The 22,416-nt window shown below is 74.5% G+C and carries 20 protein-coding genes and 2 tRNA genes; 19 read left to right on the forward strand and 3 right to left on the reverse strand.

From position 1 onward, the window contains the following. The first annotated feature begins 57 nt into the window (after window positions 1–57). The 13 genes from ACFYT9_RS00500 (at window position 58) to ACFYT9_RS00560 (ending at window position 12,813) form a co-directional block, all read left to right on the forward strand. Window positions 58–933 (forward strand): hypothetical protein, encoded by an 876-nt coding sequence (locus ACFYT9_RS00500; protein WP_389160009.1) that lies wholly within the window; start codon window positions 58–60, stop codon window positions 931–933. A gap of 149 nt (window positions 934–1,082) precedes the next feature. Beyond that, entirely contained in the window at window positions 1,083–1,904 is an 822-nt protein-coding gene (locus tag ACFYT9_RS00505; protein WP_376595494.1) for a GntR family transcriptional regulator, read from the forward strand. A gap of 136 nt (window positions 1,905–2,040) precedes the next feature. Continuing rightward, window positions 2,041–3,162, forward strand: coding sequence for a TIGR03364 family FAD-dependent oxidoreductase (locus tag ACFYT9_RS00510; RefSeq protein WP_387273678.1), 1,122 nt, complete (start codon window positions 2,041–2,043; stop codon window positions 3,160–3,162). A gap of 5 nt (window positions 3,163–3,167) precedes the next feature. Next, complete coding sequence (locus tag ACFYT9_RS00515; protein WP_389160011.1) at window positions 3,168–3,854, forward strand: phosphonatase-like hydrolase; 687 nt, start codon at window positions 3,168–3,170, stop codon at window positions 3,852–3,854. After that, entirely contained in the window at window positions 3,851–4,903 is a 1,053-nt protein-coding gene (locus ACFYT9_RS00520; RefSeq protein ID WP_389160013.1) for an ABC transporter ATP-binding protein, read from the forward strand. The genes ACFYT9_RS00515 and ACFYT9_RS00520 overlap by 4 nt, the downstream gene beginning before the upstream one ends. Beyond that, on the forward strand, window positions 4,896–5,756 hold the full coding sequence (locus tag ACFYT9_RS00525; protein ID WP_389160015.1) for a 2-aminoethylphosphonate ABC transporter permease subunit: 861 nt from the start codon (window positions 4,896–4,898) through the stop codon (window positions 5,754–5,756). The genes ACFYT9_RS00520 and ACFYT9_RS00525 overlap by 8 nt, the downstream gene beginning before the upstream one ends. After that, window positions 5,743–6,540 (forward strand): ABC transporter permease, encoded by a 798-nt coding sequence (locus ACFYT9_RS00530; protein ID WP_376595499.1) that lies wholly within the window; start codon window positions 5,743–5,745, stop codon window positions 6,538–6,540. The genes ACFYT9_RS00525 and ACFYT9_RS00530 overlap by 14 nt, the downstream gene beginning before the upstream one ends. Before the next feature lie 51 nt (window positions 6,541–6,591). Next, window positions 6,592–7,650, forward strand: coding sequence for a 2-aminoethylphosphonate ABC transporter substrate-binding protein (locus ACFYT9_RS00535; RefSeq protein WP_389160017.1), 1,059 nt, complete (start codon window positions 6,592–6,594; stop codon window positions 7,648–7,650). 191 nt (window positions 7,651–7,841) lie between these two features. Then, on the forward strand, window positions 7,842–9,059 hold the full coding sequence (locus tag ACFYT9_RS00540) for an RNA-guided endonuclease InsQ/TnpB family protein (RefSeq protein ID WP_389160596.1): 1,218 nt from the start codon (window positions 7,842–7,844) through the stop codon (window positions 9,057–9,059). A 323-nt stretch (window positions 9,060–9,382) separates the two neighbouring features. Beyond that, complete coding sequence (locus ACFYT9_RS00545; protein WP_376595502.1) at window positions 9,383–10,162, forward strand: HAD-IIA family hydrolase; 780 nt, start codon at window positions 9,383–9,385, stop codon at window positions 10,160–10,162. A gap of 72 nt (window positions 10,163–10,234) precedes the next feature. Next, window positions 10,235–10,846, forward strand: a complete 612-nt coding sequence (locus ACFYT9_RS00550) for a hypothetical protein (protein ID WP_389160019.1) — start codon at window positions 10,235–10,237, stop codon at window positions 10,844–10,846. A 2-nt stretch (window positions 10,847–10,848) separates the two neighbouring features. Beyond that, complete coding sequence (locus ACFYT9_RS00555) at window positions 10,849–11,496, forward strand: class F sortase (RefSeq protein ID WP_387273666.1); 648 nt, start codon at window positions 10,849–10,851, stop codon at window positions 11,494–11,496. A gap of 240 nt (window positions 11,497–11,736) precedes the next feature. After that, entirely contained in the window at window positions 11,737–12,813 is a 1,077-nt protein-coding gene (locus ACFYT9_RS00560) for a glycoside hydrolase family 6 protein (RefSeq protein WP_389160021.1), read from the forward strand. Between the two features lie 56 nt (window positions 12,814–12,869). Here the strand turns inward: ACFYT9_RS00560 and ACFYT9_RS00565 are convergent. Further along, window positions 12,870–12,943, reverse strand: a tRNA-Lys gene (locus ACFYT9_RS00565). Window positions 12,944–13,126: 183 nt separating this feature from the next. Between ACFYT9_RS00565 and ACFYT9_RS00570 the strand changes: the two genes are divergently transcribed. From ACFYT9_RS00570 to ACFYT9_RS00595, 6 genes are all read left to right on the forward strand, one after another. Further along, a complete protein-coding gene (locus ACFYT9_RS00570) occupies window positions 13,127–14,518 on the forward strand; it encodes a peptidoglycan-binding protein (protein WP_389160023.1) in 1,392 nt (463 codons plus the stop codon). A 25-nt stretch (window positions 14,519–14,543) separates the two neighbouring features. Further along, window positions 14,544–16,760, forward strand: coding sequence for an SPFH domain-containing protein (locus ACFYT9_RS00575; protein WP_389160025.1), 2,217 nt, complete (start codon window positions 14,544–14,546; stop codon window positions 16,758–16,760). 198 nt (window positions 16,761–16,958) lie between these two features. Further along, window positions 16,959–17,549: a lytic polysaccharide monooxygenase gene (locus ACFYT9_RS00580; protein ID WP_387271772.1), complete on the forward strand. Its 591-nt coding sequence runs from the start codon at window positions 16,959–16,961 to the stop codon at window positions 17,547–17,549. Between the two features lie 26 nt (window positions 17,550–17,575). After that, window positions 17,576–19,255 (forward strand): AMP-binding protein, encoded by a 1,680-nt coding sequence (locus ACFYT9_RS00585; protein WP_389160028.1) that lies wholly within the window; start codon window positions 17,576–17,578, stop codon window positions 19,253–19,255. An 86-nt stretch (window positions 19,256–19,341) separates the two neighbouring features. After that, window positions 19,342–20,637 (forward strand): sensor domain-containing protein, encoded by a 1,296-nt coding sequence (locus tag ACFYT9_RS00590; protein ID WP_389160030.1) that lies wholly within the window; start codon window positions 19,342–19,344, stop codon window positions 20,635–20,637. Beyond that, on the forward strand, window positions 20,577–21,230 hold the full coding sequence (locus ACFYT9_RS00595) for a response regulator (RefSeq protein ID WP_387271766.1): 654 nt from the start codon (window positions 20,577–20,579) through the stop codon (window positions 21,228–21,230). Before ACFYT9_RS00590 ends, ACFYT9_RS00595 begins: the two co-directional genes overlap by 61 nt. 85 nt (window positions 21,231–21,315) lie before the next feature. Here ACFYT9_RS00595 and ACFYT9_RS00600 read toward each other — a convergent pair. Beyond that, a tRNA-Lys gene (locus ACFYT9_RS00600) sits at window positions 21,316–21,389 on the reverse strand. 96 nt (window positions 21,390–21,485) lie between these two features. After that, window positions 21,486–22,244: an IclR family transcriptional regulator gene (locus ACFYT9_RS00605; protein WP_376601594.1), complete on the reverse strand. Its 759-nt coding sequence runs from the start codon at window positions 22,242–22,244 to the stop codon at window positions 21,486–21,488. Window positions 22,245–22,416 lie beyond the last annotated feature (172 nt).

The following is a 22,416-nucleotide window of genomic DNA, read 5'->3' on the forward strand; positions in this document are numbered from 1 at the left end:
GCATGTGGCAGCGTCGCGGGCGTCCCGTACGTCCGCGAGCAGCAAAGGCAACCGCACATGGCACCCGCCCCCCGGCCCCTGCGCAGCGCCGCCGCGGCCGTCACCCTGCCCCTGGCGCTCGGCCTCGCCCTGCCGGCCGGCCCCGCCTCCGCGGCCCCCGTACCCGTACCCGCTCCGCTCTGCGGCAGCGCCTCCGCCGCCGGGTTCCCGCTCGACACCGAGATCCGCGACGGTGCGGGCGACTATCCCGCCGGGGGAGCGTTCCGGGCGTGGGAGCTGGAGCTGCGGAACACCACCGGCGGGGACTGCACCGGGGTGTATCCGGTGCTCGTGCTCGCGGACGCGGGGCGGGTGCTGAGGCCCGAGCAGATCCGGCTGGAGTTCTACGACGGGGAGGCGGAGCGCTGGCTGCCGGTCGTGTTCGAGGCGACCGAGGAGGCGGAGAGCGTCGGCGCGTTCACCGGGTTCGGCGGCTTCTCCGTGCCCGCCCGACGGGCCGTCACCGTGCCGGTCAGGCTGGCGTTCCGGGCCGACGCCGCACCCGACGAGGTCGTCGTCAACGCCGCGCTCGTCCAGCGCCGGGGCGCCGACGGCGACTGGGTCGGCCGCTCCGACGACCACCGCCTCACCATCGGGCCGCCCGACCCCTCCGAGCCCGCCGCCCCCTCCGCTCCGGCCGAGTCCGCGACCACCGCACCCAGGCCCACCCCCACGACCGTCCCGACCCCCGCCCCCGACGGATCCCCGTCCGCGGTCCCCCCGCCCCCCGCCGTCCGTCCCCCCGCCACCGGCACCCACCCGCGCCCCGAACTCGCCCACACGGGGCCGGAGGAGGAGGCCGCCCGCCTGGCCCCCTGGGCCGCGGCCCTCGCCCTCGCGGGCACCCTCCTCGCCCGCGCCGGCCGCCGCCTGCGCAACGGCCCCCGCACCTGACGTACGGCCCCGCGCCCGCCGTAAGGCCCCCGCCCCGACCCCGAACCTCCCCGCCTACTCCGGAACCCGCCCCCGAACCCCCACCCGAACCCCCACCGGGACACCCGCCGTACACCCGCCCGTTCACCCCCGTCTGCGACGATCCCCGGATGAACCAGCACCGCACCCCGAGCGCCCCCGGCAGCCCCGCTCCCCCCGGCGCCCCCGCTCCCCCCGGCGCGCCGAGCGTCCCCGGCGCCCCCGTCCGCTCCGGCGTCCCGGAGCACGGCCGGGTGCCCAAGTACTACGCCGTGAAGGCGAGACTCGCCGTCCTCGTCGACGAGTTGGGGGAGGGGGGCGCGCTGCCCACCGAGCGCGACCTCGCCGTCCGGTACGAGGTCTCCCGCGAGACCGTCCGGCAGGCGCTGCGCGAACTCCTCCTGGAGGGCAGGCTGCGCCGGCAGGGGCGCGGCACGGTCGTGGCGGGGCCCAAGCTCGAACAGCCGCTCTCCCTCGCCAGCTACACCGAGGGCCTCCGCCGCCAGGGCCGCCGCCCCGGCCGCGGCATCGTCTCCCTGGACCGCTTCCCCTGCCCCGACGCGCTCGCCCCCGAGGTCGGCGTCGCGCCGGGTGAGCCCGTCTGGCACATGGAGCGGGTGCTGCTCGCCGACGACGAGCGGGTCGGCCTGGAGAGCACGTACGTCTCCGAGGCCCGCGTCCCGCGCCTCGACACCGAGTTCGACCCCGACTCCTCCTTCTACGCCTACCTCCGCGACCGGCTCGGCATCTCCTTCGGCGACGCCGACGAGCGGATCGAGACGGTGCTCGCCACCCCTCGCGAGGCGCTGCTCATCGGCACCCCGCCGGCCCTGCCGATGCTCCTGCTGCACCGCGTCTCCCGTGACGAGCGGGGGCGGCCCCTGGAGCGCGTCCGCACGCTCTACCGCGGCGACCGCTTCAGCTTCACCGCCCACCTCGGCCGCCAGGAGTAACCCGCGTCCCACCGATCCCGGCAACCCGTGAACATCACGAGAAGGTAACGGGTCTAGGCCAACCTTGGCGGGCCGTTCACCGTCCCGACGTCCGCGCGACCCGCCCGGGTCACCCACCGCCCCGACCGTGGACGGCATGAAGGTGATCGTCGTAGGAGCCGGCGTGGTGGGCACCATGCACGCCTGGCAGGCAGTGGAACGCGGCCACGAGGTCGTACACATCGAGCGCGAGGCCGAGGCGCGCGGAGCCTCCCTGAGGAATTTCGGCCAGATCTGGGTCAGCGGTCGCGCGGGCGGCGAGGAGCTCGACACCGCCCTGCGCGCCCGTGAGCTGTGGGAGGGGATCGGCGCCCGCGTCCCCCGCCTCGGCTTCCGGGCGATCGGCTCCCTCACCCCCGTCCGGGGCGCGCTGGAGCTGGCCGTCGCCGAGGCGGCCGTCGCCCGCGCGGACGCCCCCGCCCGCGGCTACAAGCTGCTCACCCCCGAGGAGGCCCGGGCGGTCAACCCGGCCCTGCGCGGCGCCTTCGACGCCGCCCTCTGGTGCGAGCGGGACGCCGCCGTCGAGCCCCGCACCGCGCAGCTCGCCCTCCGCGAGGCCCTCCTGGCCACCGGCCGCTACACCTTCCTCCCGAACCGCGAGGTCCGCGAGGTCGTCGGCGAGCACGCCGTCCGCGACGACCACGGCGACCTGCACAGCGGCGACGCCGTCGTCCTGTGCACCGGCGCCTGGCTCTCCGGCCTGGTCCGCGAGGTCGCGGGACCGGTCCCCGTCCGCCGCGTCCGCCTCCAGATGATGCAGACCGCCCCGCTCGGCGAGCCGCTGACGACCTCCGTCGCCGACGCCGACTCCTTCCGCTACTACCCCGCCTACGCCTCCGGGGCGCTCGACGCCCTGAACGCGGGCCAGGCGCAGGATCCGACCGCCGCCGCGCACAAGATGCAGCTGCTCATGGTGCAGCGCCTCGACGGCGGACTGACCATCGGCGACACCCACGAGTACGAGCACCCCTTCGCCTTCGACACCGTCGAGGACCCCTACGAGCACCTGGTCCGCGTCGTCGAGTCCCTGCTCGGCCGCCCCCTGCCGGCGATCCGCCGCCGCTGGGCCGGGGTGTACGCGCAGTGCGTGGACACCACGCGGGTGGTCCACCGCCAGCGGGTGAGGGACGGGGTCTGGCTCGTGACCGGACCCGGCGGGCGCGGCATGACCTGCTCGCCCGCCATCGCCGAGACGACCGCGAACGAACTGGGCTGGTGACACGCATGACCACGAAGAACACCCTCGACCTGATCGTCCTCGACATGGCCGGCACCACCGTCGCCGACGACGGCCTCGTCGAAGCCGCCTTCACCGCCGCCGCCGAACGCCTCGGCGAGGACCCCGCGACGATGATCGGCCACGTCCGCGCCACCATGGGCGAATCCAAGATCACCGTCTTCCGCCACCTCTTCGGCGGCGACGAGGACCGCGCCCGCCGCGCCAACCTCGCCTTCGAGCAGGCGTACGGCGAACTCGTCGACGGCGGCCGGATCGCCCCGGTCCCCGGCGCCGCGGAGACCGTCGCCGCCCTCCGCGAGCAGGGCCGCACCGTCGTCCTCACCACCGGTTTCGCCCGCGTCACCCAGGACGCCATCCTCGACGCCCTCGGCTGGCGGGACCTCGCCGACCTCACCCTCTGCCCGGCCGACGCCGGCGGCCGCGGCCGCCCGTACCCGGACATGGTCCTCACCGCCTTCCTCCGCACCGCCGCCGTCGACGACGTGCGCCGGGCCGCCGTCGCCGGCGACACCTCGTACGACATGCTCAGCGGCGCCCGGGCCGGCGCCGGGCTCGTCGCCGGTGTCCTCACCGGCGCCCACGCGGAGCCCGCCCTCAAGGAGGCCGGCGCCACCCACGTCCTCGCCTCGATCGCCGGACTCCCGGCGGCGATCAGGGAGTACGAGTCGTGACCAGCGGCATCCGCTTCGACGGCGTGTCCGTCGCGTACGGGGACACCACCGTCCTCGACGCGCTCACCCTCACCGTCGAACCCGGTGAGGTGATGGCCCTCCTCGGCCCTTCCGGCTCCGGCAAGACGACCGCCCTGCGCACCGTCGCCGGCTTCGTCACGCCCTCCGTCGGCCGCGTGTACATCGGCGACCGCGACGTCACCGACCTCCCGCCGTACAAGCGGGGCATCGGCATGGTCGTCCAGCAGTACGCCCTCTTCCCGCACCTGCGGGTCCGGGAGAACGTGGCCTTCGGGCTCAAGGCCCGCAAGCACCCCAAGGCCGAGATCCCCGGCCGGGTCGCCGAGGCGCTGGAGATGACCGGGATGGCGGCGTACGCCGAGCGCCACCCCCGCGAGCTCTCCGGCGGCCAGCAGCAGCGCGTCGCCATCGCCCGCGCCCTCGCCATCCGCCCCGACGTCCTCCTCCTCGACGAGCCGCTCTCCGCGCTCGACGCCCAGCTCCGCTCCGGCATGCTCGCCGAGCTGGCCCGGCTCCACCGCGAACTCCCCGACGTCTCCGTCCTGTACGTCACCCACGACCAGGTCGAGGCACTGACCCTCGCGGACCGGATCGCCGTCATGGACCGGGCCCGGCTCCAGGACTGCGGCACCCCGCAGGAGCTGTACCGGCGGCCCCGCACCGAGTTCACCGCCTCCTTCGTCGGCAACGCCAACCTGCTGCCGGTCCGGGTGGGCGCCGACGGCGTCGACTTCGCCGGCACCGGCCTGAAGGTCCCGGTCGGCGAAGCCGCCGCCGGAGCCGCCGCCACCCTCTGCGTACGCCCCCACCTCATCGGCCTCGGCGAGGGCCCCAACGCCCTGCGCGGCCGGATCGCCGAGGTCCAGTGGCGGGGCGCCACCCACCGCCTGTACGTCGACGTCGACGGGCACCGCGTGAAGGCGGACGTGCGCGAGCTGCGGGACACGCCGCCGCTCGGCTCGGAGGTCGTGCTGCACTTCGCGCCCGAGGACGCGGTGCTGCTGGCGGCGGGGGTGAACGATGGCTAGCGCCCAGGCCACCGCGCCCCCGGTCGTCACGACCGCCGGCCCGCCCCGGAGCCGTACCGTCCCCACCTGGGTCTGGGCCCTGCCCCCCGTCGCCGTCCTCGGGCTCGTCTTCCTCTACCCGCTCGCGCTCGTCGTCCAGGAGTCGCTGGCGCCCGGCGCGTACGCCGAGGTGTTCTCCTCCGCCTCCTTCTGGGACGCGCTCCTCACCACCGTGTGGCTCGCGGTCGGCGCCACCGTCGGCTGTCTCGTCCTCGGCTTCGTCCTGGCGCTGATCGTCGCCTTCGTGCCCTTCCCCGGGGCGAAGGCCGTCTCCCGCTTCATCGACGTCTTCCTCTCCTTCCCCTCCTTCCTCATCACCCTCGCCCTGCTCTTCGTCTACGGCACGGTCGGCATGGCCAACGGGCTGTGGACGGGAGCGACGGGGGCCGCCGAGGGGCCGTTCCACTTCCTCACCACCCCGTGGGGCGTGCTCCTCGCCGAGATCACGTACTTCACGCCCTTCGTGATGCGGCCGCTGCTCGCCGCCTTCTCCCAACTGGACACCGCCCAGCTGGAGGTGGCGTCCTCGCTCGGCGCCCGGCCCGCGCGGATCGTGCGGAAGGTGATCCTGCCGGAGGCACTGCCCGCGCTCGCGGCCGGCGGCAGCCTCGTCCTCGTCATGTGCCTCAACGAGTTCGGGATCGTGCTCTTCACCGGCGCCAAGGGCGTCACCACCCTCCCGATGCTCGTCTACTCCAAGGCCATCCTCGAATCCGACTACGCCGCCGCCTGTGTCGTCGCGGTCGTCAACGTCGTGATCTCCGTCGGCCTCTACACGCTCTACCGGGTGGTGAGCCGCCGTGCTGGTGCATAGCCGCAAGGGCCGGGCCGCCTCCTGGCTCGTCTTCGCCGTCCTCTTCGTCCCGCTCTTCGCCGTCCCCCTCCTCGTCATCGTCGCCGCGTCCTTCTCCACCCACTGGTCCGGCGCCTTCCCCTCCGGGCCGACCGCCGAGCACTACACGGCCGCCGTCCGCGGCGAGTCGCTCCAGGCCCTGACGACCAGCCTCGTCACCGCCGTCGCCGCGAGCCTCCTCGCCCTCACCCTCGGCACCTGGGCCGCGCTCGCCGCCGCCTCGCTGCGCGGCCGGGGCCGCCGGCTCCTCGACGGCCTCTTCGTGCTCCCGCTCGCCGTCCCGTCGGTGGTCGTCGGCCTCGCCGTCCTGGTGGCCTTCTCCCGGCCGCCGCTGCTCCTCAACGGCACCCGCTGGATCGTGATCCTGGCCCACACCGTCCTGGTCACGGCCTTCGCCCACCAGTCGGTCTCGGCGGCGATCCGCCGCCTCGACCCGATGTACGAGCAGGCGGCGGCCGGACTCGGCGCCCGCCCCTCGTACGTCCTGTTCCGGGTCAAGCTGCCCCTGCTGCTGCCCTCGCTGAGCGCCGCCGCCGGGCTCTGCTTCGCCCTGTCCATGGGGGAGCTGAGCGCCACGATGATGCTCTACCCGCCGGACTGGATGCCGCTGCCGGTGCTGGTCTTCACCGCCACCGACCGCGGCTCCCTCTTCACCGGATCGGCGCTGGCCGTGGTCCTCATGACCGCCACCCTGCTGGTCCTGCTCGCCGTCTCCCGTATCCGCACCAGAGCGTCCTACCGCTAGGGCCTGTCTGACAGACAGGCCCTGACCCTCACGCAGGAGAAGAACCACGCCATGGTTACGTACGCCAAGCCGGTCGCCGCCGTCACCGGCGCCCTCGCCCTCGCCGTCACCCTCATCGCCTGCGGCGGCTCCTCCGCCGCCTCCGACGAGAAGGTCGTCACCGTCTACAGCGCCGACGGCCTCAAGGGCGAGAAGGGCGACGGCTGGTACGACAAGGTCTTCGCCGACTTCGAGAAGGAGACCGGCATCAAGGTGAAGTACGTGGAGGGCGGCTCCGGGGAGATGGTCCAGCGGGCCCTCCGCGAGAAGTCCAACACGCAGGCCGACATCATCGTCACCCTCCCTCCCTTCATCCAGCAGGCCGGCTCCAAGGGCCTCCTCCAGAAGTACACCCCGAAGGGCGCGAACCAGGTCGACGGCGGCGACAAGGCCGCCGACGGCTCCTGGACCTCCGTCGTCAACAACTACTTCGGCTTCATCCACAACAAGAAGGAGCTGCCCGAGGCCCCCGGCACCTGGGAGGCGCTGCTCGACGGGAAGTACGAGAACAAGCTCCAGTACTCCACCCCCGGCGTCGCCGGCGACGGCACCGCCGTCCTCATCAAGGCCATGCACGACTTCGGCGGCCAGGCGCCCGCCATGGAGTACCTGAAGAAGCTCCAGGCCAACAACGTCGGCCCGTCCTCCTCCACCTCCAAGCTCGCCCCCAAGGTCGACAAGGGCGAACTCCTCGTCGCCAACGGCGATGTGCAGATGAACTTCGCCCAGGCCAAGTCCATGCCGAACCTCGCCATCTGGTTCCCGGCCAAGGAGGGCGGCAAGCCCACCACCTTCGCCCTGCCCTACGCGGCCGGCCTCGTCGACAAGGCCCCGCACACCGAGAACGGCAAGAAGCTCCTCGACTTCATGCTGAGCGAGGGCGCCCAGCGCGAGGTCAGCGCCGTCGGCGGCGGCTTCCCCGCCCGCAAGGACATCAAGGCCACCGACGCCAACGCCATCGAGCTGGCCCGGCTGATCGACGGCGTCGAGATCTTCGAGCCGGACTGGGCGGACATCGACGAGAACCTCACCTCCTACGTGGACGCGTGGAAGTCCGCGACCGGCAGCTGAGAGTTCACCGCACCGACCCTCGACCCCCTCCAAGGATCGCGGAAAGATAACGGGTACGGACCGACGCCCCTGAGAAATCAGGGGTGTCGGTCCGTAGCGCTCTTCTGTGGAGGGGCTCTGACACGTACGGAGTCGATCAGTACAGATGTTCTGATAAGCAGCAGTAAGTCGGCCGTTGTACGGTGATCGGCATGCAATTGAGGTACAGCTTCCGTCTGTACCCGAACGGGCCTCAGCGCGCCGCACTGGCAAGGGCGTTCGGGTGCGCTCGCGTCGTGTTCAACGACGCGCTGCGCGCGCGTGAGACCGCTCGCGCCGCGGGCGAACCGTTTCCGAAGGCCGGCGACCTGTCCAAGCTGTTGATCACCGAGGCGAAGAAGACCGGGGATCGGTCCTGGCTCGGTGACGTGTCCGCCGTGGTGCTGCAGCAGTCCCTGCGGGACCTGGACTCCGCTTATCGGAACTTCTTCGACGGCCTTAAGGGAAAGCGCCCGCACACGGGCGCACCCCGCTTCAAGTCCCGGAAGGACAATCGGCAGGCGGTACGGTTCACCGCCAACGCCCGCTGGAAGATCACGCCCGGCGGGGACCTGTCGCTCCCGAAGATCGGAGAGGTGCGGGTCGCGTGGTCCCGCGCGCTGCCGTCCGTTCCGTCGACGGTGACAGTGATCAAGGACGCGGCCGGTAGATACTTCGCGAGCTTCGTCGTGGAGACCGAGCCCGAGGCGCTGCCCGGGAAGGAACAGGTCGTCGGCATCGACCTGGGTCTGGGGCACTTCGCCGTCCTGTCCGACGGCACGAAGGTCGGTGCCCCGCGTTTCCTGCGCCGGGCCGAGAAGAAGCTCAAGCGTGAACAGAAGCGCCTCAGCCGGAAGGCGAAGGGCAGTAGCAACAGGGCCAAGGCCCGTGTCAAGGTCGCCCGCGCTCACGCGCGAGTGGCCGACGCGCGAAGGGAGTTCCACCACCAGCTCTCCACACGGATCGTTCGCGACAACCAAGCGATCGCCGTCGAGGACCTGGCGGTGAAGGCCCTCGCCCGTACGCGGCTGGCCAAGTCCGTGCACGATGCGGGATGGTCCGCGTTCGTCGCGATGCTGGAGTACAAAGCCGCGATGTACGGGCGCCGGTTCACCCGCATCGGACGCTTCGAGCCGACCTCTCAGATCTGCTCGGTCTGCGGCGTCAAGGACGGCCCCAAGCCCCTGCACATCCGGGAGTGGACGTGCCGTGCTTGCGGGGCCGTCCTCGACCGGGACATCAACGCGGCGGTCAACGTCGCCAAGGCCGCCGGACTGGCGGTGTCGGCCTGTGGAGCGCAGGTAAGACCGGTACGCGTACCGGCGCAGCGCGGTGAAGCAGGAACCCGCCGAGACGGTCAGCCGACCGTGGCAGGAATCCCTGCCCTCTAGGGCGGGGAGCGGAAGTCAAACCGGCTCCAACAACTGGTACTGGACGATCGACGGGGTCACCGTGACCACTTCCTGACCCCAGGCCCTCCCCGCCCACGCGGGCAGGGTCGGGGAGCGGGGTCCGGTGCGCACATCTGCCGCGTTGTCGTCAGTCGTCGACGCTCCGCGTCGCCTCCTTCCTCCGCCTTGCAGCTGCACGCACCGGACCCCGCTCCCCGACCCTGCCCGCGTGAGCGGGGAGGGCCTACGCTGGGGGCGTCGCCACAGCGCTGTCGCGTCGCCCCCAGCACACGCACGTCACGTACGGCAGGAGTCCCGCACCCATGGCAGAGCGCAAGCCGATCGAATCCTGGCTCACCGACATGGACGGCGTCCTCATCCACGAGGGCGTCCCGATCCCCGGCGCCGACGCGTTCATCACGAAGCTGCGGGAGACCGGGAAGCCGTTCCTGGTCCTCACCAACAACTCGATCTACACCGCCCGCGACCTGCACGCCCGCCTCCGCCGCATGGGCCTCGACGTCCCCGTCGAGAACATCTGGACCTCGGCGCTCGCCACCGCCAAGTTCCTCGACGACCAGCGCCCCGGCGGCACCGCGTACGTCATCGGCGAGGCCGGCCTCACCACCGCCCTCCACGACATCGGCTACGTCCTCACCGACCACGAGCCCGACTACGTGGTCCTCGGCGAGACCCGGACGTACTCCTTCGAGGCCATGACCAAGGCCGTCCGCCTCATCAACAACGGCGCCCGCTTCATCTGCACCAACCCCGACGAGACCGGCCCCTCCCTGGAGGGCCCGCTCCCCGCCACCGGCTCCGTCGCCGCCCTCATCACCAAGGCCACCGGCAAGGACCCGTACTTCGCGGGCAAGCCCAACCCGCTGATGATGCGCACCGGCCTCAACGCGATCGGCGCCCACTCCGAGTCCAGCGCGATGATCGGCGACCGGATGGACACCGACATCCTCGCCGGCCTGGAGGCGGGCATGCAGACCTTCCTCGTGCTCACCGGCCTGACCTCGGAGGCGGAGATCGACCGCTTCCCCTTCCGCCCCTCCAAGATCGTGAAGTCGATCGCGGACATCGTCGACCGCGTCTGAGGCCGCTCCCGCCGCCCCTGCGGATGCGGAAAGCGGCGAACCGGGTGACCCTGCCAGTACCAGGAGGTCACCATGCGTTCAGGTTCCATCGCTCTCCGTGCCACGGGGGCGGCACTGGTTCTGGTGCTCGCGCCCACGGCGGGCACCGCCCTCGCCCGCGACGGAGTCGAGGCCGGCGTCACCCCGGCCACCGCCGCCCCCGGCGCGGACGTCGACATCCGCGTCAAGGGCTGCGGGGGCACCACCGGCGCCGCCAGGTCCCAGGCGTTCGTCGCCGACGCCGAGCTCACCGGCCGCGACCGGGGCCGCGGCCTCTCCGGCGGCGCCACCCTCCGCACGGGCCTGCGCGACGGCACGTACAAGGTCTCCGTCACCTGCGACGGACAGGACCACCCCGACGTCGGCACCCTCACGGTCGAGCACCACCGGGAGCCGACCCACCGCCCGACGCCGGTCACCCCGGTCGCCCCGGTCCGCGCGGGCGGCGGCGGCACCGCCGCGTTCGCCGCCCCGGCCGCCCCCGGCGTCGCCCAGACGGCGAGCGGCGAAGGGCTCGGCACCCCCTACACCCTGCTGGGCCTCGGCATGGCCGCGGTGGCCGCCGTGGCCGTCGCCTTCCGAAGCTCCCGCCGCCGGGACCAGGAGGGGGCGGCCCCCACGGGATCGGGCGAAGGCACGGCCTAGCCGTGGCCGCGTCGAGCCGCCCGGTCGCCGGGGTGGCCTGGGCGGTCCTGCTCCTCGGCCTCTGGCTCTGGGGCCGCGACGCCGCCTGGGGCCCGAGCGGGAGCTCGGCCCCGACGCACGGCGACATCGCGGCGGTCGGGCGCCCGCCGGGAGTGGACCTGCCGCCCTCCCGGCAGCCGATGTCCGCCACGGCCGGACCGAGCCGCGTCCGGATCCCCGCCCTCGGCATCGACGCCCCCGTCGTCCCCCGGGGCCTCGACTCCACCGGGGCGGTCGACCCGCCGCCGTACGAGCAGCCGCACACCGTCGGCTGGTACGCCCCCGGCACCGCGCCCGGCGCCCGCGGCCCCGCCCTCCTGGTCGGCCACGTCGACACCGAGACCCGCCCCGCCGTCTTCTACGCCCTCAGCGCCGCCCGCCCCGGCGAGACCGTCCGCGTCACCCGGACGGACGGATCCGTCGCCGTCTTCACGATCGACGACGTCCGCGTGGTCGAGCGCGACGCCTTCGACCCCCGGGCGGTCTACGGCCCCCGCGACCCCGGCCGCGCCGAGCTCCGCCTCATCACCTGCGGCGGCACCTTCGACCGCGCCACCGGCGCCTACACGGCGAACGTCGTCGTCTCGGCGTATCTGACGGGAGCGGAGTAGCCCCTGGTGGAGGGGCCGGGGACCGGGGAGGACCTGGCTCCGGCCGGCGGGCCGCGTCCCACGGGCCGCCGGCCGGGCCGGTCCTCGACCGCGGGCTCACGGGCCGCGGGAGGAGCCCGGAACCGCCGCGGGAGGCGGGAGTTCCGCACACTGTAGAGCGCCGTGCCTCGCACGGCCCAGAGTGCTGCCGTGTCACGATGGTCACGACTCCGACACCCCGCACGCGCCCGAGGGGCCCGCATGCCCGCACGCCCGCACGCCGCCGGAACACCGCGCCCCCCGAAGCCCGGTCCCCACCCCCGCGCGTACGGCCCCGGCGGCGCCGTCCGCACGCCTCCCCGCCCCCTCGCCGCGGTCCTCGCGCTCCTCGCCGCCACGGCCTGCGGGGCGCCCGGCCCGGCGGAACGGGGCGCGCCGGGACCCGCCCCCTCGGCACCGGCCGAGGCGCCCTACTGGGTGAATCCGGACGGCAAGGCCGCCCGTGCCGTCGCCGCCCACCGCGCGGCGGGCCGGGACGCCGAGGCCGCGCTGCTCGGCCTGATCTCCGGCCGGCCTGCCGCGGAGTGGATCGGCCCCGACCGCCCCGAGGCGGAGGCGCGGGAGCTCACCGGGGCGGCGACGCGGGCCGGCCTGCCCGCGCTCCTCGTCCTGTACGACATCCCGCACCGCGACTGCGGGCAGTACTCGGCCGGCGGCGCGCCCGACGGGACGGCGTACCGGGCCTGGGTGGACGCCGTGGCCCGGGGGATCGGCGACCGGCGGGCCACGGTGGTCCTGGAGCCGGACGCGGTGATGCAGATGGTCGACGGCTGCGTCGCCGAGCAGCTCCACGCCGAGCGGTACGCCCTGCTGGAGGAGGCCGTCCGGCGCCTGAAGCGGCAGCCGGGGGTCACCGTCTATGTGGACGCCGGCAATCCGGGATGGGCCGCGCCGGAGAAGGTGGCCGCACCGCTCCGGCAGGCCGGCATCGCCGCCGCCGACGGCTTCGCGGTGAACGTCTCGAACTTCCGCACGACCGAGGAGAGCGTCGCGTACGGGCGCCGGCTCTCCGCCCTCGTCGACGGCAAGCCCTTCGTCGTCGACACCAGCCGCAACGGGAACGGCCCGTACACGGAGGGCGATCCGGCGGAGAACTGGTGCAACCCGCCGGGCCGCGCGCTCGGCGTGCCCCCGACCACGCTCACCGGCGACCCGCTGGTGAGCGCCTACGTGTGGATCAAGCGCCCCGGCGAGTCGGACGGGGAGTGCCGGGGCGGCCCGAGGGCGGGCGAGTGGTTCGACGCGTACGCCCTGGAACTGGCCCGCAACGCACAGTAGTTGACCGGTGGCAGCAAGAAGGCCCCTCGCTCTCGCGAGGGGCCTTCTTGTGTCCGTGCGCCGCCAGGGACTCGAACCCCGGACCCGCTGATTAAGAGTCAGCTGCTCTAACCAACTGAGCTAGCGGCGCCTGCTGACAGAGATAACTCTACCCGACGCCCGGGGGTGCTTCTGACCTGCGACGCCCGCTCCCGGCCTGTCGGATGGTCTTATCAGGCCGTTGATCCGTCAAAATGCGATTTGTCCAGACAGTTGAGAAACTGGCGCCCGAAACGAGGCTCAGAAGATCTTGACGAGTGTGGAGGGGAAGCGCATGAGCGTGCCGGTCTTCGAGGAAGTCGAACCCGCGCCCGACTGCGGCTGCCCGGGCTGCGCCCGGCACCGCCGGGACCTCGCGCTGGGCCTGCCGGTCCGCGCGGGCGGCCACCCGGCGGCGCACGGCGCCCGCCGGGCCCTGGTGCTGGTGACGGCGGCGGGTGCGGTGCTCGGCGGGGGAGGGGTGAGCGGCGCCGTGACGGCGCAGGCGCCCGCGCTCCCGGCCGATCCGGGCGTCGCGGCCGATCCGGGTGTCGCGGTGGCCGGCGTGGACACCGCGGGTGCCGTCCGGGACGCCGACACCCCGCAGGGCGGCCCCGCCCCGCTGCACGGCCCGGCCGGGCGGGGTGACGGCGGGCCCACCCCGGGGGCCGTCCCGACGACCAGTCAGATCTCGGCCGGGGCGCTGCGGAGGACCACCCGCACGGAGATCGTCAACCGGGCCAGGAAGTGGGTCTCGGCGCAGGTGCCGTACTCGATGGAGAAGTACTGGTCGGACGGGTACCGCCAGGACTGCTCCGGCTTCATCTCCATGGCCTGGAACCTGAGCAGCAACGAGTGGACGGGGAGCCTCGACCGCTTCGCCGTCCGCATCGACCGGACCCGGCTCCAGCCCGGCGACATCCTGCTCTTCCACAACCCGGCCAATCCGACCCGGGGCTCGCACGTGACGATCTTCGGCGGCTGGACGGACCACACCCACAGCTCGTACCTCGCCTACGAGCAGACCAAGCCGCGCACCCGGAGGCAGGCCACGCCGCTGGCGTACTGGGAGAACTCCGACCGGTACGTGGCCTACCGCTACAAGGGGCTGGCCGGCGGCGGCACCGGCGCGGGCGGCGGCGCGACGGCGCCCGGCGGCTCGGCGTACCCGGGCGGGGCGCGGTTCGGACCCGGCGCGGACAACGCGTACGTCACCGAGCTCGGGCGGATGCTGATCGAGCGCGGCGGCAAGCGCTACTACGCGCGGGGAGCCGGTCCGAAGTGGGGCGAGGCCGACCGCAGGGCCACCCAGGCGTTCCAGCGCGCGCAGGGCTGGAAGGGCAAGGAGGCCGACGGTCTGCCGGGCCCGCACACCTGGCGGCTCCTCGTGTCGGGCGGGGGCCGGGACATCGGCGGTTCGAGTGGTTCGAGCGGTCCGAGCACAGATGCGAAGGGGTTCCCCGGGCGTGGCTCCTTCCGTCCGGGCCAATCCAACGCATATGTGGAGAAGCTGGGCAAACAACTGGTGAAGCGGGGCTTCGGCAAGCACTACCTGTCGGGACCCGGTCCGCGCTGGACGGAGGCGGACCGCCGCAACGTCGAGGCGTTCCAGCGGGCACAGGGCTGGCGCGGCGCGGCGGCCGACGGCTACCCGGGCCCGGAGACCTGGCGGCGATTGTTCCGATGACCCCGAGACAAGAGGTGGACCCCGAATGACGGCAGCGACCCCGAACGACTCCGGCGCGGCAGCCTCGCGCGACGCGGCCAGAACCGCCCGCCGCCTCACCGACGGCACCCTCCCGCGCCGCGCGGCGCCGGGCGCGGCACCCCCGCCCGCCCCGCCGCTCAGGGCCTCGGCCGTCTCCGTACGCCCCGGCACCCACCCGGTCCCGACCCCCGCCGAGCCCCAGGCCACCGCCCCCGCCGCCCCCGCCGGGGCCCCGGGCACCGCCCCTGCCCGGACCCCGGGCGAGCCTGTCGCCGGCACTCCGGCGCCCCCGGTCGGGGAGCCGCGCCCGGCAACGGCGGCGGCCGTCACCTCCCCCCTCGCCGGGACGCGGCCCGCGCCCACCCCGGCATCGCCGACCCGGACGCCGGGCGAGCCCGTCGCCGGCACCCCGGCGCCCCCGGCCGGGGAGCCGCGCCCGGCACCCGCGGGCATGACCGGCACCCCCGCCCAGGCCGGCCGTCCGGCCCCGGCCCCTGCCTCGGAGGGGTCACCGGGGGAGCACCGCCCGGCGACGTCGACGGCGGCCGCGGCGATGGCTGCGGAGGCCGGTACGGCCCCGGCGTCGTCGGTCCGGACTCCCGACCGGCCCCACCCGGCACCCACGGCGGCCGCCGCTTCGGCCCCGGCCTCCGCCGGACCGGACACGGGCACCCGGACCGTCCGTCCCGCCGTGACCCCGACTCCGACCCCGGCCGCGACCCCGGCAGGGCCGCCGGGCGGGCCCCGACCGGCGACGGCCGTGTCCGGCGCCCCCGCCTCGTCCACCGGCGGTCCGGCCCGGACCGCCGGGGAGCCGCGTCCGGCGGCGGCCGGCGCGCAGGGAGAGACGCGTACGTCCGGCGCCCCGGCCACGCCCTCCGGCGCACCGGCCGCCGCAACCGCCGCCACGGCCACGTCGGCCGCCACGGCCACCGGCAGCTCCGATCTGCCGGTCACCGCCGCCAGGACGGGGGTGTTCAAGGAGGAGCGGGACGTGCTCGACTTCGGGCGGATCACCGGGGGGCGGGTGACGTCCCTCGCGGTGCCGGTCGCGGCCGTGGGGCGGTTGCCGCGCCGGAAGAACGTGATCGGGGCGGAGACCACCGGGTCCATCCCCGTACACCTGCTCTTCCGCGACGGCGGCACGGCCGACGCGGCGACGGCGGCCGCCCTCTCCACCGACGACGACGGCGGCCCCGACACCGTCGCGATGCCGGCGCCCGCCGGGCGGGGCGGCGCGAAGGCCGTCATCCCGAGGCCCGCCACCAAGCAGACGCCGGCGCCGGCCCTGTCCGCGCGGCCCGCGCCGACGGCCGACCCCGCGCTCGTGGAGCGCCCCGCGGCGGTACTGCCGGGCTGGGTCGGCGTGGTCGGCGGGCTGCTCGCCCTCGCGGGGTGCGCGGCGGTCGTGTGGTGGGCGGGCGCCGTGCCCGCCGACCTCGAACGGATGCTGCGGCTGCCCCCGCGCCCGTACCACGGCGTCCATCTCGCCCAGTGGGGGCTGCTGACGCTCGGCGTGCTGGCGCTGCTGTTCGCGGTGGGCGGTCTGGGCCGCGGCCGGGTCGGGTACGCCTGGGTGCTGACGCTGTTCGGCGAGTACCGCGGCACCGTCCGCCGTACCGGCCTGGTCTGGGCGAGCCCGCTGCTGCTGCGCCGCCGGGTGGACGTCCGGCTGCGGCACTGGCGCAGCGAGCCGCTGCCGGCGGTGGACGCGAAGGGGACGGCGCTGGACGTGACGGTCCTCGTGGTGTGGCGGGTCCGTGACACCGTGCGCGCGGCGCTCGGGGTCGACGGCCACGAGGACTACCTGCGCGAGCAGGTGGAGGCGGCGATGGCCCGGGTGCTGTCGCAGCTGCCGGCGGACGCGTTCCACGAGGACGCGCCGACGCTGCGGGACGCGGAGGCGGTCGGCGAGGCGTTGACGAGGATGCTGTCGGCGGAGTGCGCGCCGGTCGGTCTGGACGTGTTCTCGGCGCAGCCGACGCGGATCGAGTACGCCCCGGAGGTCGCGGAGGCGATGCGCAGGCGCCGGATCGCGGCGATCGACGCGAAGCACCGGGACAGCGTGCTGACGTCGGTGGTGGACGCGGTGGACGACGTGGTTCACCGGCTGACCAGTCGTGGTCTCGTGGAGCTGGACGACTACGAGCGCAAGGCGCTGGTGAAGGACCTGACGGTGGCGTTCTACACGGGCCGCGGCGGCCCGGGCGAGGGGGCCTGACGGCCGGCAGGGGTCTTCGGCGCGAGGGCGGTCGGGTCTTCCCGGCCGCCCTCGCCGTTGGTATGGACATGCTCAACTTTCCTCCCTACCTTGGTACTTGGTCTAGACCTAGAACGGTTCCTTCCGCACCACCCGCACGCGTGCAGCACGGCCCACGGGCATCACAGAACTCCCCCACGTTCTCCCTGGAGCGACAGCATGCGCAAAAAGACAGGGCTGGCCGCCGTGGCCCTCGGCGTCACGGCCGCCTCCCTCTTCGCCACCAGCACCGCGAACAGCCACGGCTACACCGACTCACCGATCAGCCGCCAGAAGCTCTGTGCCAACGGCACCGTGACGAACTGCGGCAACATCCAGTGGGAGCCGCAGTCCGTCGAGGGACTCAAGGGCTTCCCGGGCGCCGGGCCCGCCGACGGCAAGATCTGCGCCGGCGGCAACTCCCAGTTCGCCCAGCTGGACGACCCGCGCGGCGGCGCCTGGCCGGCGACCAAGGTCACGGCCGGTCAGAGCTACACCTTCCGCTGGCAGTTCACGGCCCGCCACCGCACCACGGACTTCCGCTACTACATCACCAAGAACGGCTGGAACCCGAGCAGCAAGCTCACCCGGGCCCAGCTCGACCCCCAGCCGTTCCTCACCGTCCCGTACAACAGCCAGCAGCCGCCGGCGACCCTCTCGCACTCCGGGACCATCCCGGCGGGCAAGACGGGCAAGCACCTGATCCTGGCGGTGTGGACGGTCGCGGACACCGCGAACGCCTTCTACGCCTGCTCGGACGTTCAGTTCTGACGTAGCGTCAGTTAAGGTCCGTGGCCATGACGGCCACGACACGGGCAGGCGCGGACACCGTCGCGGAGCTGATACGGCGCCGCTGGGGCGACCACCGGACGGGGCTGAGGGACGAGCACCACACCCTCAGCCACCACCGGGCCGCCGCGGGCGCCGCCGCCCGGGCCGCCCTGCTCGTGGACCTGATGCCACCCCGGCCGGGGGGCGAGCCGCACCTCGGCCTGCTGCTCGACAACACGCCGGAGTACCCGCTCTGGCTCGGCGCGGCGGCCCTCGCGGGGGCCGCCGTCGCCGGCGTCAACCCCACCCGGCGCGGCGCCGAACTCGCCCGGGACATCACCCACACCGCCTGCCGCGTCCTCGTCACCCAGCGCGCCCACCTGCCGCTCCTCGACGGCCTGGCGCTGCCCGGCGTCCGCATCCTCGTCACCGACACGGAGGCGTACGAGGAACTGCTCGCGCCCTACGCGGACGCCCGCCCCGGCGACGCCGTCCTCGGCCCCGTCGGCCCCGGCACCCGCTACCTCCTCACCTTCACCTCCGGCTCCACCGGCGCGCCCAAGGCCGCGCTCCGCAGCCAGGGCGCGGTCGCCTCGGCCGGCGCCTCCCTGGCCCGCGCCTTCTCCGTCGGCCCGGACGACACCCACTACATCTGCATGCCGATGTTCCACGGCAACGCCGTCATCGCCGACTGGGCTCCTGCCCTCGCCGCCGGCGCCGGGATCGCCCTGCGCGCCCGCTTCTCCGCCTCCCGCTTCCTCGCCGACGTCCGCCGCTTCGACGCCACCTACTTCACCTACGTCGGCCGGGCCGTCCAGTACCTCCTCGCCACCCCGCCCGGCCCCCACGACCGCGACCACCGCCTCCGCCTCGGCTTCGGCACCGAGGCCGGCGCCGTCGACGCGGCCCGCTTCCGCGAGCGCTTCGGCGTGCCGCTGGTCGAGGGGTACGGATCCTCAGAGGGCGGCGCGTCGGTCCAGCGCACCCCCGACACGCCTCCCGGCGCCATCGGCCGCGCCGCCCCGGACGACGACCTGGCCGTCATCGACCCCGACACCCTCCGCGTCTGCCCGCCGGCCCGCTTCTCGCCCGCCGGCCTGCTCCTCAACGCCGACGACGCCGTCGGCGAACTCGTCAACCGGGGCGGCACCGGCACCTTCGAGGGCTACTGGCGCAACCCGGACGCCGAGGCCGCCCGCCGGCGCGGCGGCTGGTACTGGACCGGCGACCTCTTCTACCGGGACGAGGCCGGCTTCCTCTACTTCGCCGGCCGCACCGACGACCGCCTCCGCGTCGACAGCGAGAACCTCGCCGCCGCGATGATCGAGGCGATCCTGTCCCGCTGGGACCGGGCCGCCGGCGTCGCCGTCTACGCGGTCCCCGACCCGGTCGCCGGCGACCAGGTCATGGCCGCCCTGGCCCTCCACCCCGGCACGGCCTTCGACCCGGACGCCTTCGCCGCCTTCCTGGCCGCCCAGCCCGACCTGGGCACGAAGATGCCGCCGCGCTTCGTCCGGGTCACCCCCGCGCTCCCCCTCACCGCCACCAACAAGATCCACCGCGTGGGCCTCCGCCGCGCCTCCTTCCTCTGCGACGACCCCGTCTGGTGGCGCCCCACCCCCGTCTCCCCGTACGAACCCCTCACCGCCCCCGCCCTCGCCGCCCTCCGCGCCGAGTACGCCCGCCACGGCCGCGCACCGGCCTGACCCCCACGGGGGTAGGGCCGGCCCCACCCCCGTCCACCCTCCCGCCCCATGGTCCGGGCGCACGCCGCCGCCTACGGTGGGCGGTCATGGAAGATCGTGACGTCCTGGGGGCGCTCCTCCGGCGGCCCCCGCGGTACCCCTTCGGGGCCTGGCCGTGGCGGAGCGCCGCGTACCTGGCGACCGGGGTCGCCGGCGGGGTGCTCGCCTGCGCCGCGCTGCTCGTGCTGCTGCTCGCCTCGCTGCTCCTCGTCGGGATCCCGCTGCTGCTCCTCGGCGGGGTCGCGCTCGGCGGGGTCGAACGGCTGCGGCTGCGGCTCGTCGACCGGGTGCCCGCCCCGGACCCGCACCGGGTGCCGGCCGCCCCGGGACTCGGCGCCTGGGCACGGACGCGGGCGGGGGAGCGGGCGACCTGGCGGGAGCTCGCGTACGGGCTCCTCCTCGCCACCGTCCTGTGGATCCTCGACGCGCTGGTGCTCGCCGTCGCCGTCGGCGCGCCGGCCACGCTGCTCGCCGGCCCGGTGCTGCTGGCGGTCGACGGGGAGGAGACCAAGCTCCTCAAGACCGTGCTGGTGACCTCGTACCCGGCGGCCTTCGCGGGCGCCGCCGCCGGGGTGCTCGCCCTGCTCGTCCTCAGCTACCCGCTCGGTCTGTACGCGGCCGGGCGCGGCGCGCTCGCGCGGGCGCTGCTCGCGCCCGGGGAGCGGGACGGGCTCGGGGAGGTCATCGCCTCCCGGGCCCGGCTGGTGGACGCCTTCGAGGCCGAGCGCCGCCGCATCGAGCGCGACCTGCACGACGGCGCCCAGCACCGGCTGGTCGCGCTCACCATGACCCTGGGTCTCGCCCGTCTCGACGCCCCGCCGGACGGCCCGCTGGCCGGGCGGCTCGCGCAGGCGCAGGAGGAGGCCGGGCAGGTCCTCGCGGAGCTGCGCGAACTCATCCACGGGATCCACCCGCAGGTCCTCGCCGACTACGGCCTCGGCCCCGCCCTCGCCGACGCCGCCGACCGGACCGCCGTCCCCGTCGACACCGACCTCGACGGCCTGCCCCGGCTGCCTGCCGCCGTCGAGAGCGCCGCGTACTTCACCGGCCGCGAGGCGCTCGCCAACGTCGACCGGCACAGCGGCGCCGCCCGCGCCCGGCTGACCGGCCGGCACGACGGCCGCGTCCTCGTCCTCACCGTCGAGGACGACGGCCGGGGCGGCGCCGGTCCGGCCGGGGGCTCCGGGCTCACCGGACTGGCCGACCGGCTCGCCGTCCTCGATGGCACACTGACGATCACCAGCCCGCCGGGCGGGCCGACGGTCCTACGAGTGGAGATCCCGTGCCGCGTCAGCTCCGCGTCGTCCTCGCCGAGGACGGCGTCCTCCTCCGCGAAGGGCTGATCGGACTCCTGGCCCGCTTCGGCCACGAGGTGGTGGCCGCCGTCGGCGACGCGGAGGCGCTGCGCGCTGCGGTCGCCGCGCACGACCCGGACGTGGTCCTCACCGACGTGCGGATGCCGCCCGGCTTCCAGGACGAGGGGCTGCGGGCCGCCGTCGCCCTGCGCGCCGAGCGCCCCGGCCTGCCGGTCCTCGTCCTCAGCCAGTACGTGCAGCGGGACTACGCCTCCGACCTCCTCGACTCGGGCGACGGCACCGGCGTCGGGTACCTCCTCAAGGACCGGGTCGGGCAGGTGGAGGAGTTCGTGGACGCCCTGGACCGGGTCGCCGCCGGCGGCACGGTCGTCGACCCGGAGGTCGTACGGCAGCTGCTCCGCCGCCGCCGCGACCCGCTGGCCGCGCTGACCCCGCGCGAGCGGGAGGTCCTGGCGCTGGTCGCGGAGGGGCACTCCAACGGCGAGGTGGCCCGCAGGCTCGTCGTCACCGAGGCCGCCGTCGGCAAGCACATCGGCAACATCCTGGCCAAGCTGGACCTGCCGCCGGCCGAGGACACCCACCGCCGGGTCCTCGCCGTCCTCGCCTACCTCCAGGCGTGAGGGGCGTGGCGGGTGCGGCGGCGTGGGGGCGCGGCGGGCGCACGAAGAAGGCCCCCCGCTTCCGCGAGGGGCCTTCTTCCGTCGGTGCGCCGCCAGGGACTCGAACCCCGGACCCGCTGATTAAGAGTCAGCTGCTCTAACCAACTGAGCTAGCGGCGCCTGCTGACAGAGAAAATACTACCTGGTCCCGGCGGGTGCTCGTGACCACCCCGCCGGTGCCCCGCCGCGCCGGGCCCCCGCAGCCCTTCGTACGCCTCAGATCGCCAGCGACAGGACCACCGGCGCCGCCCGCCGGTTCAGCGTGTCGGCGGCCGAGCGCAGCCGGTGGGCGTGCTCGATCGGGAGCGAGAGGGCCAGGCAGCCCACGGCGGAGCCGGCCGTCAGCGGGACGGCCGCGCAGACCGTGCCGACGGCGTACTCCTGGAGGTCGAGGACCGGGACGGTCGGCGGCTGGCTGTCCAGCTTGGAGAAGAGCACCTTCTCGTTGGTGATCGTCCGGGAGGTGAGCCGGGCGATCTTGTGCCGGGAGAGGTGGTCGCGCCGTCCGTCGAGGTCGAGCTGGGTGAGGAGGCACTTGCCGACCGCGCTGGCGTGGGCCGCGGAGCGGAAGTCGACCCACTCGTGGACCTTGGGGGTGCGCGGGCCGTCCGCGAACTGGGTGATCTTCACCTCGCCGTCGATGTACCGGCTGATGTAGACCGCGGCGCCGACGGAGTCGCGCAGCTCGGTGAGGGTCTCCTGGAGCTTGGCCTCCAGCGCCTCCCGGCGGGTGGAGCCGGAGCCGAGGAGGACGAGTGAGTCCCCGATGACGTACGCGCCGTCGGAGACCTGCTCGACGTACCCCTCGCGGCGGAGCATGAGGAGCAGGGGCGACAGGTGGGCGACGGGCAGTCCGGCCTCGCGCGCGATCTGCGTGTCCGACACCCCGCCGCCGTGGCGCGAGACGGTCTCCAGGACGCGCAGCGCGTATTGCACCGAGTGGAACGGCGCGGTGGGCTCGGGCTTCAGCGCCACGGTTTCCCCCTACCAGGTTGTGACCGCAAGCTTCCGTACCACGATAGCCGCCAAGGGCCGCTTACGGGGCGGCTGTTGGCGAGAAACATACGGAGGATGCGGGCCCTGCGCCGGAGCGGGCCACTCTGGCATATGACATGGGCATGAATGGGCGGAAGAGTCTCAGGTCAGG

The organism is Streptomyces sp. NPDC004435 (assembly GCF_042873895.1).
Taxonomy (GTDB): Bacteria; Actinomycetota; Actinomycetes; order Streptomycetales; family Streptomycetaceae; genus Streptomyces.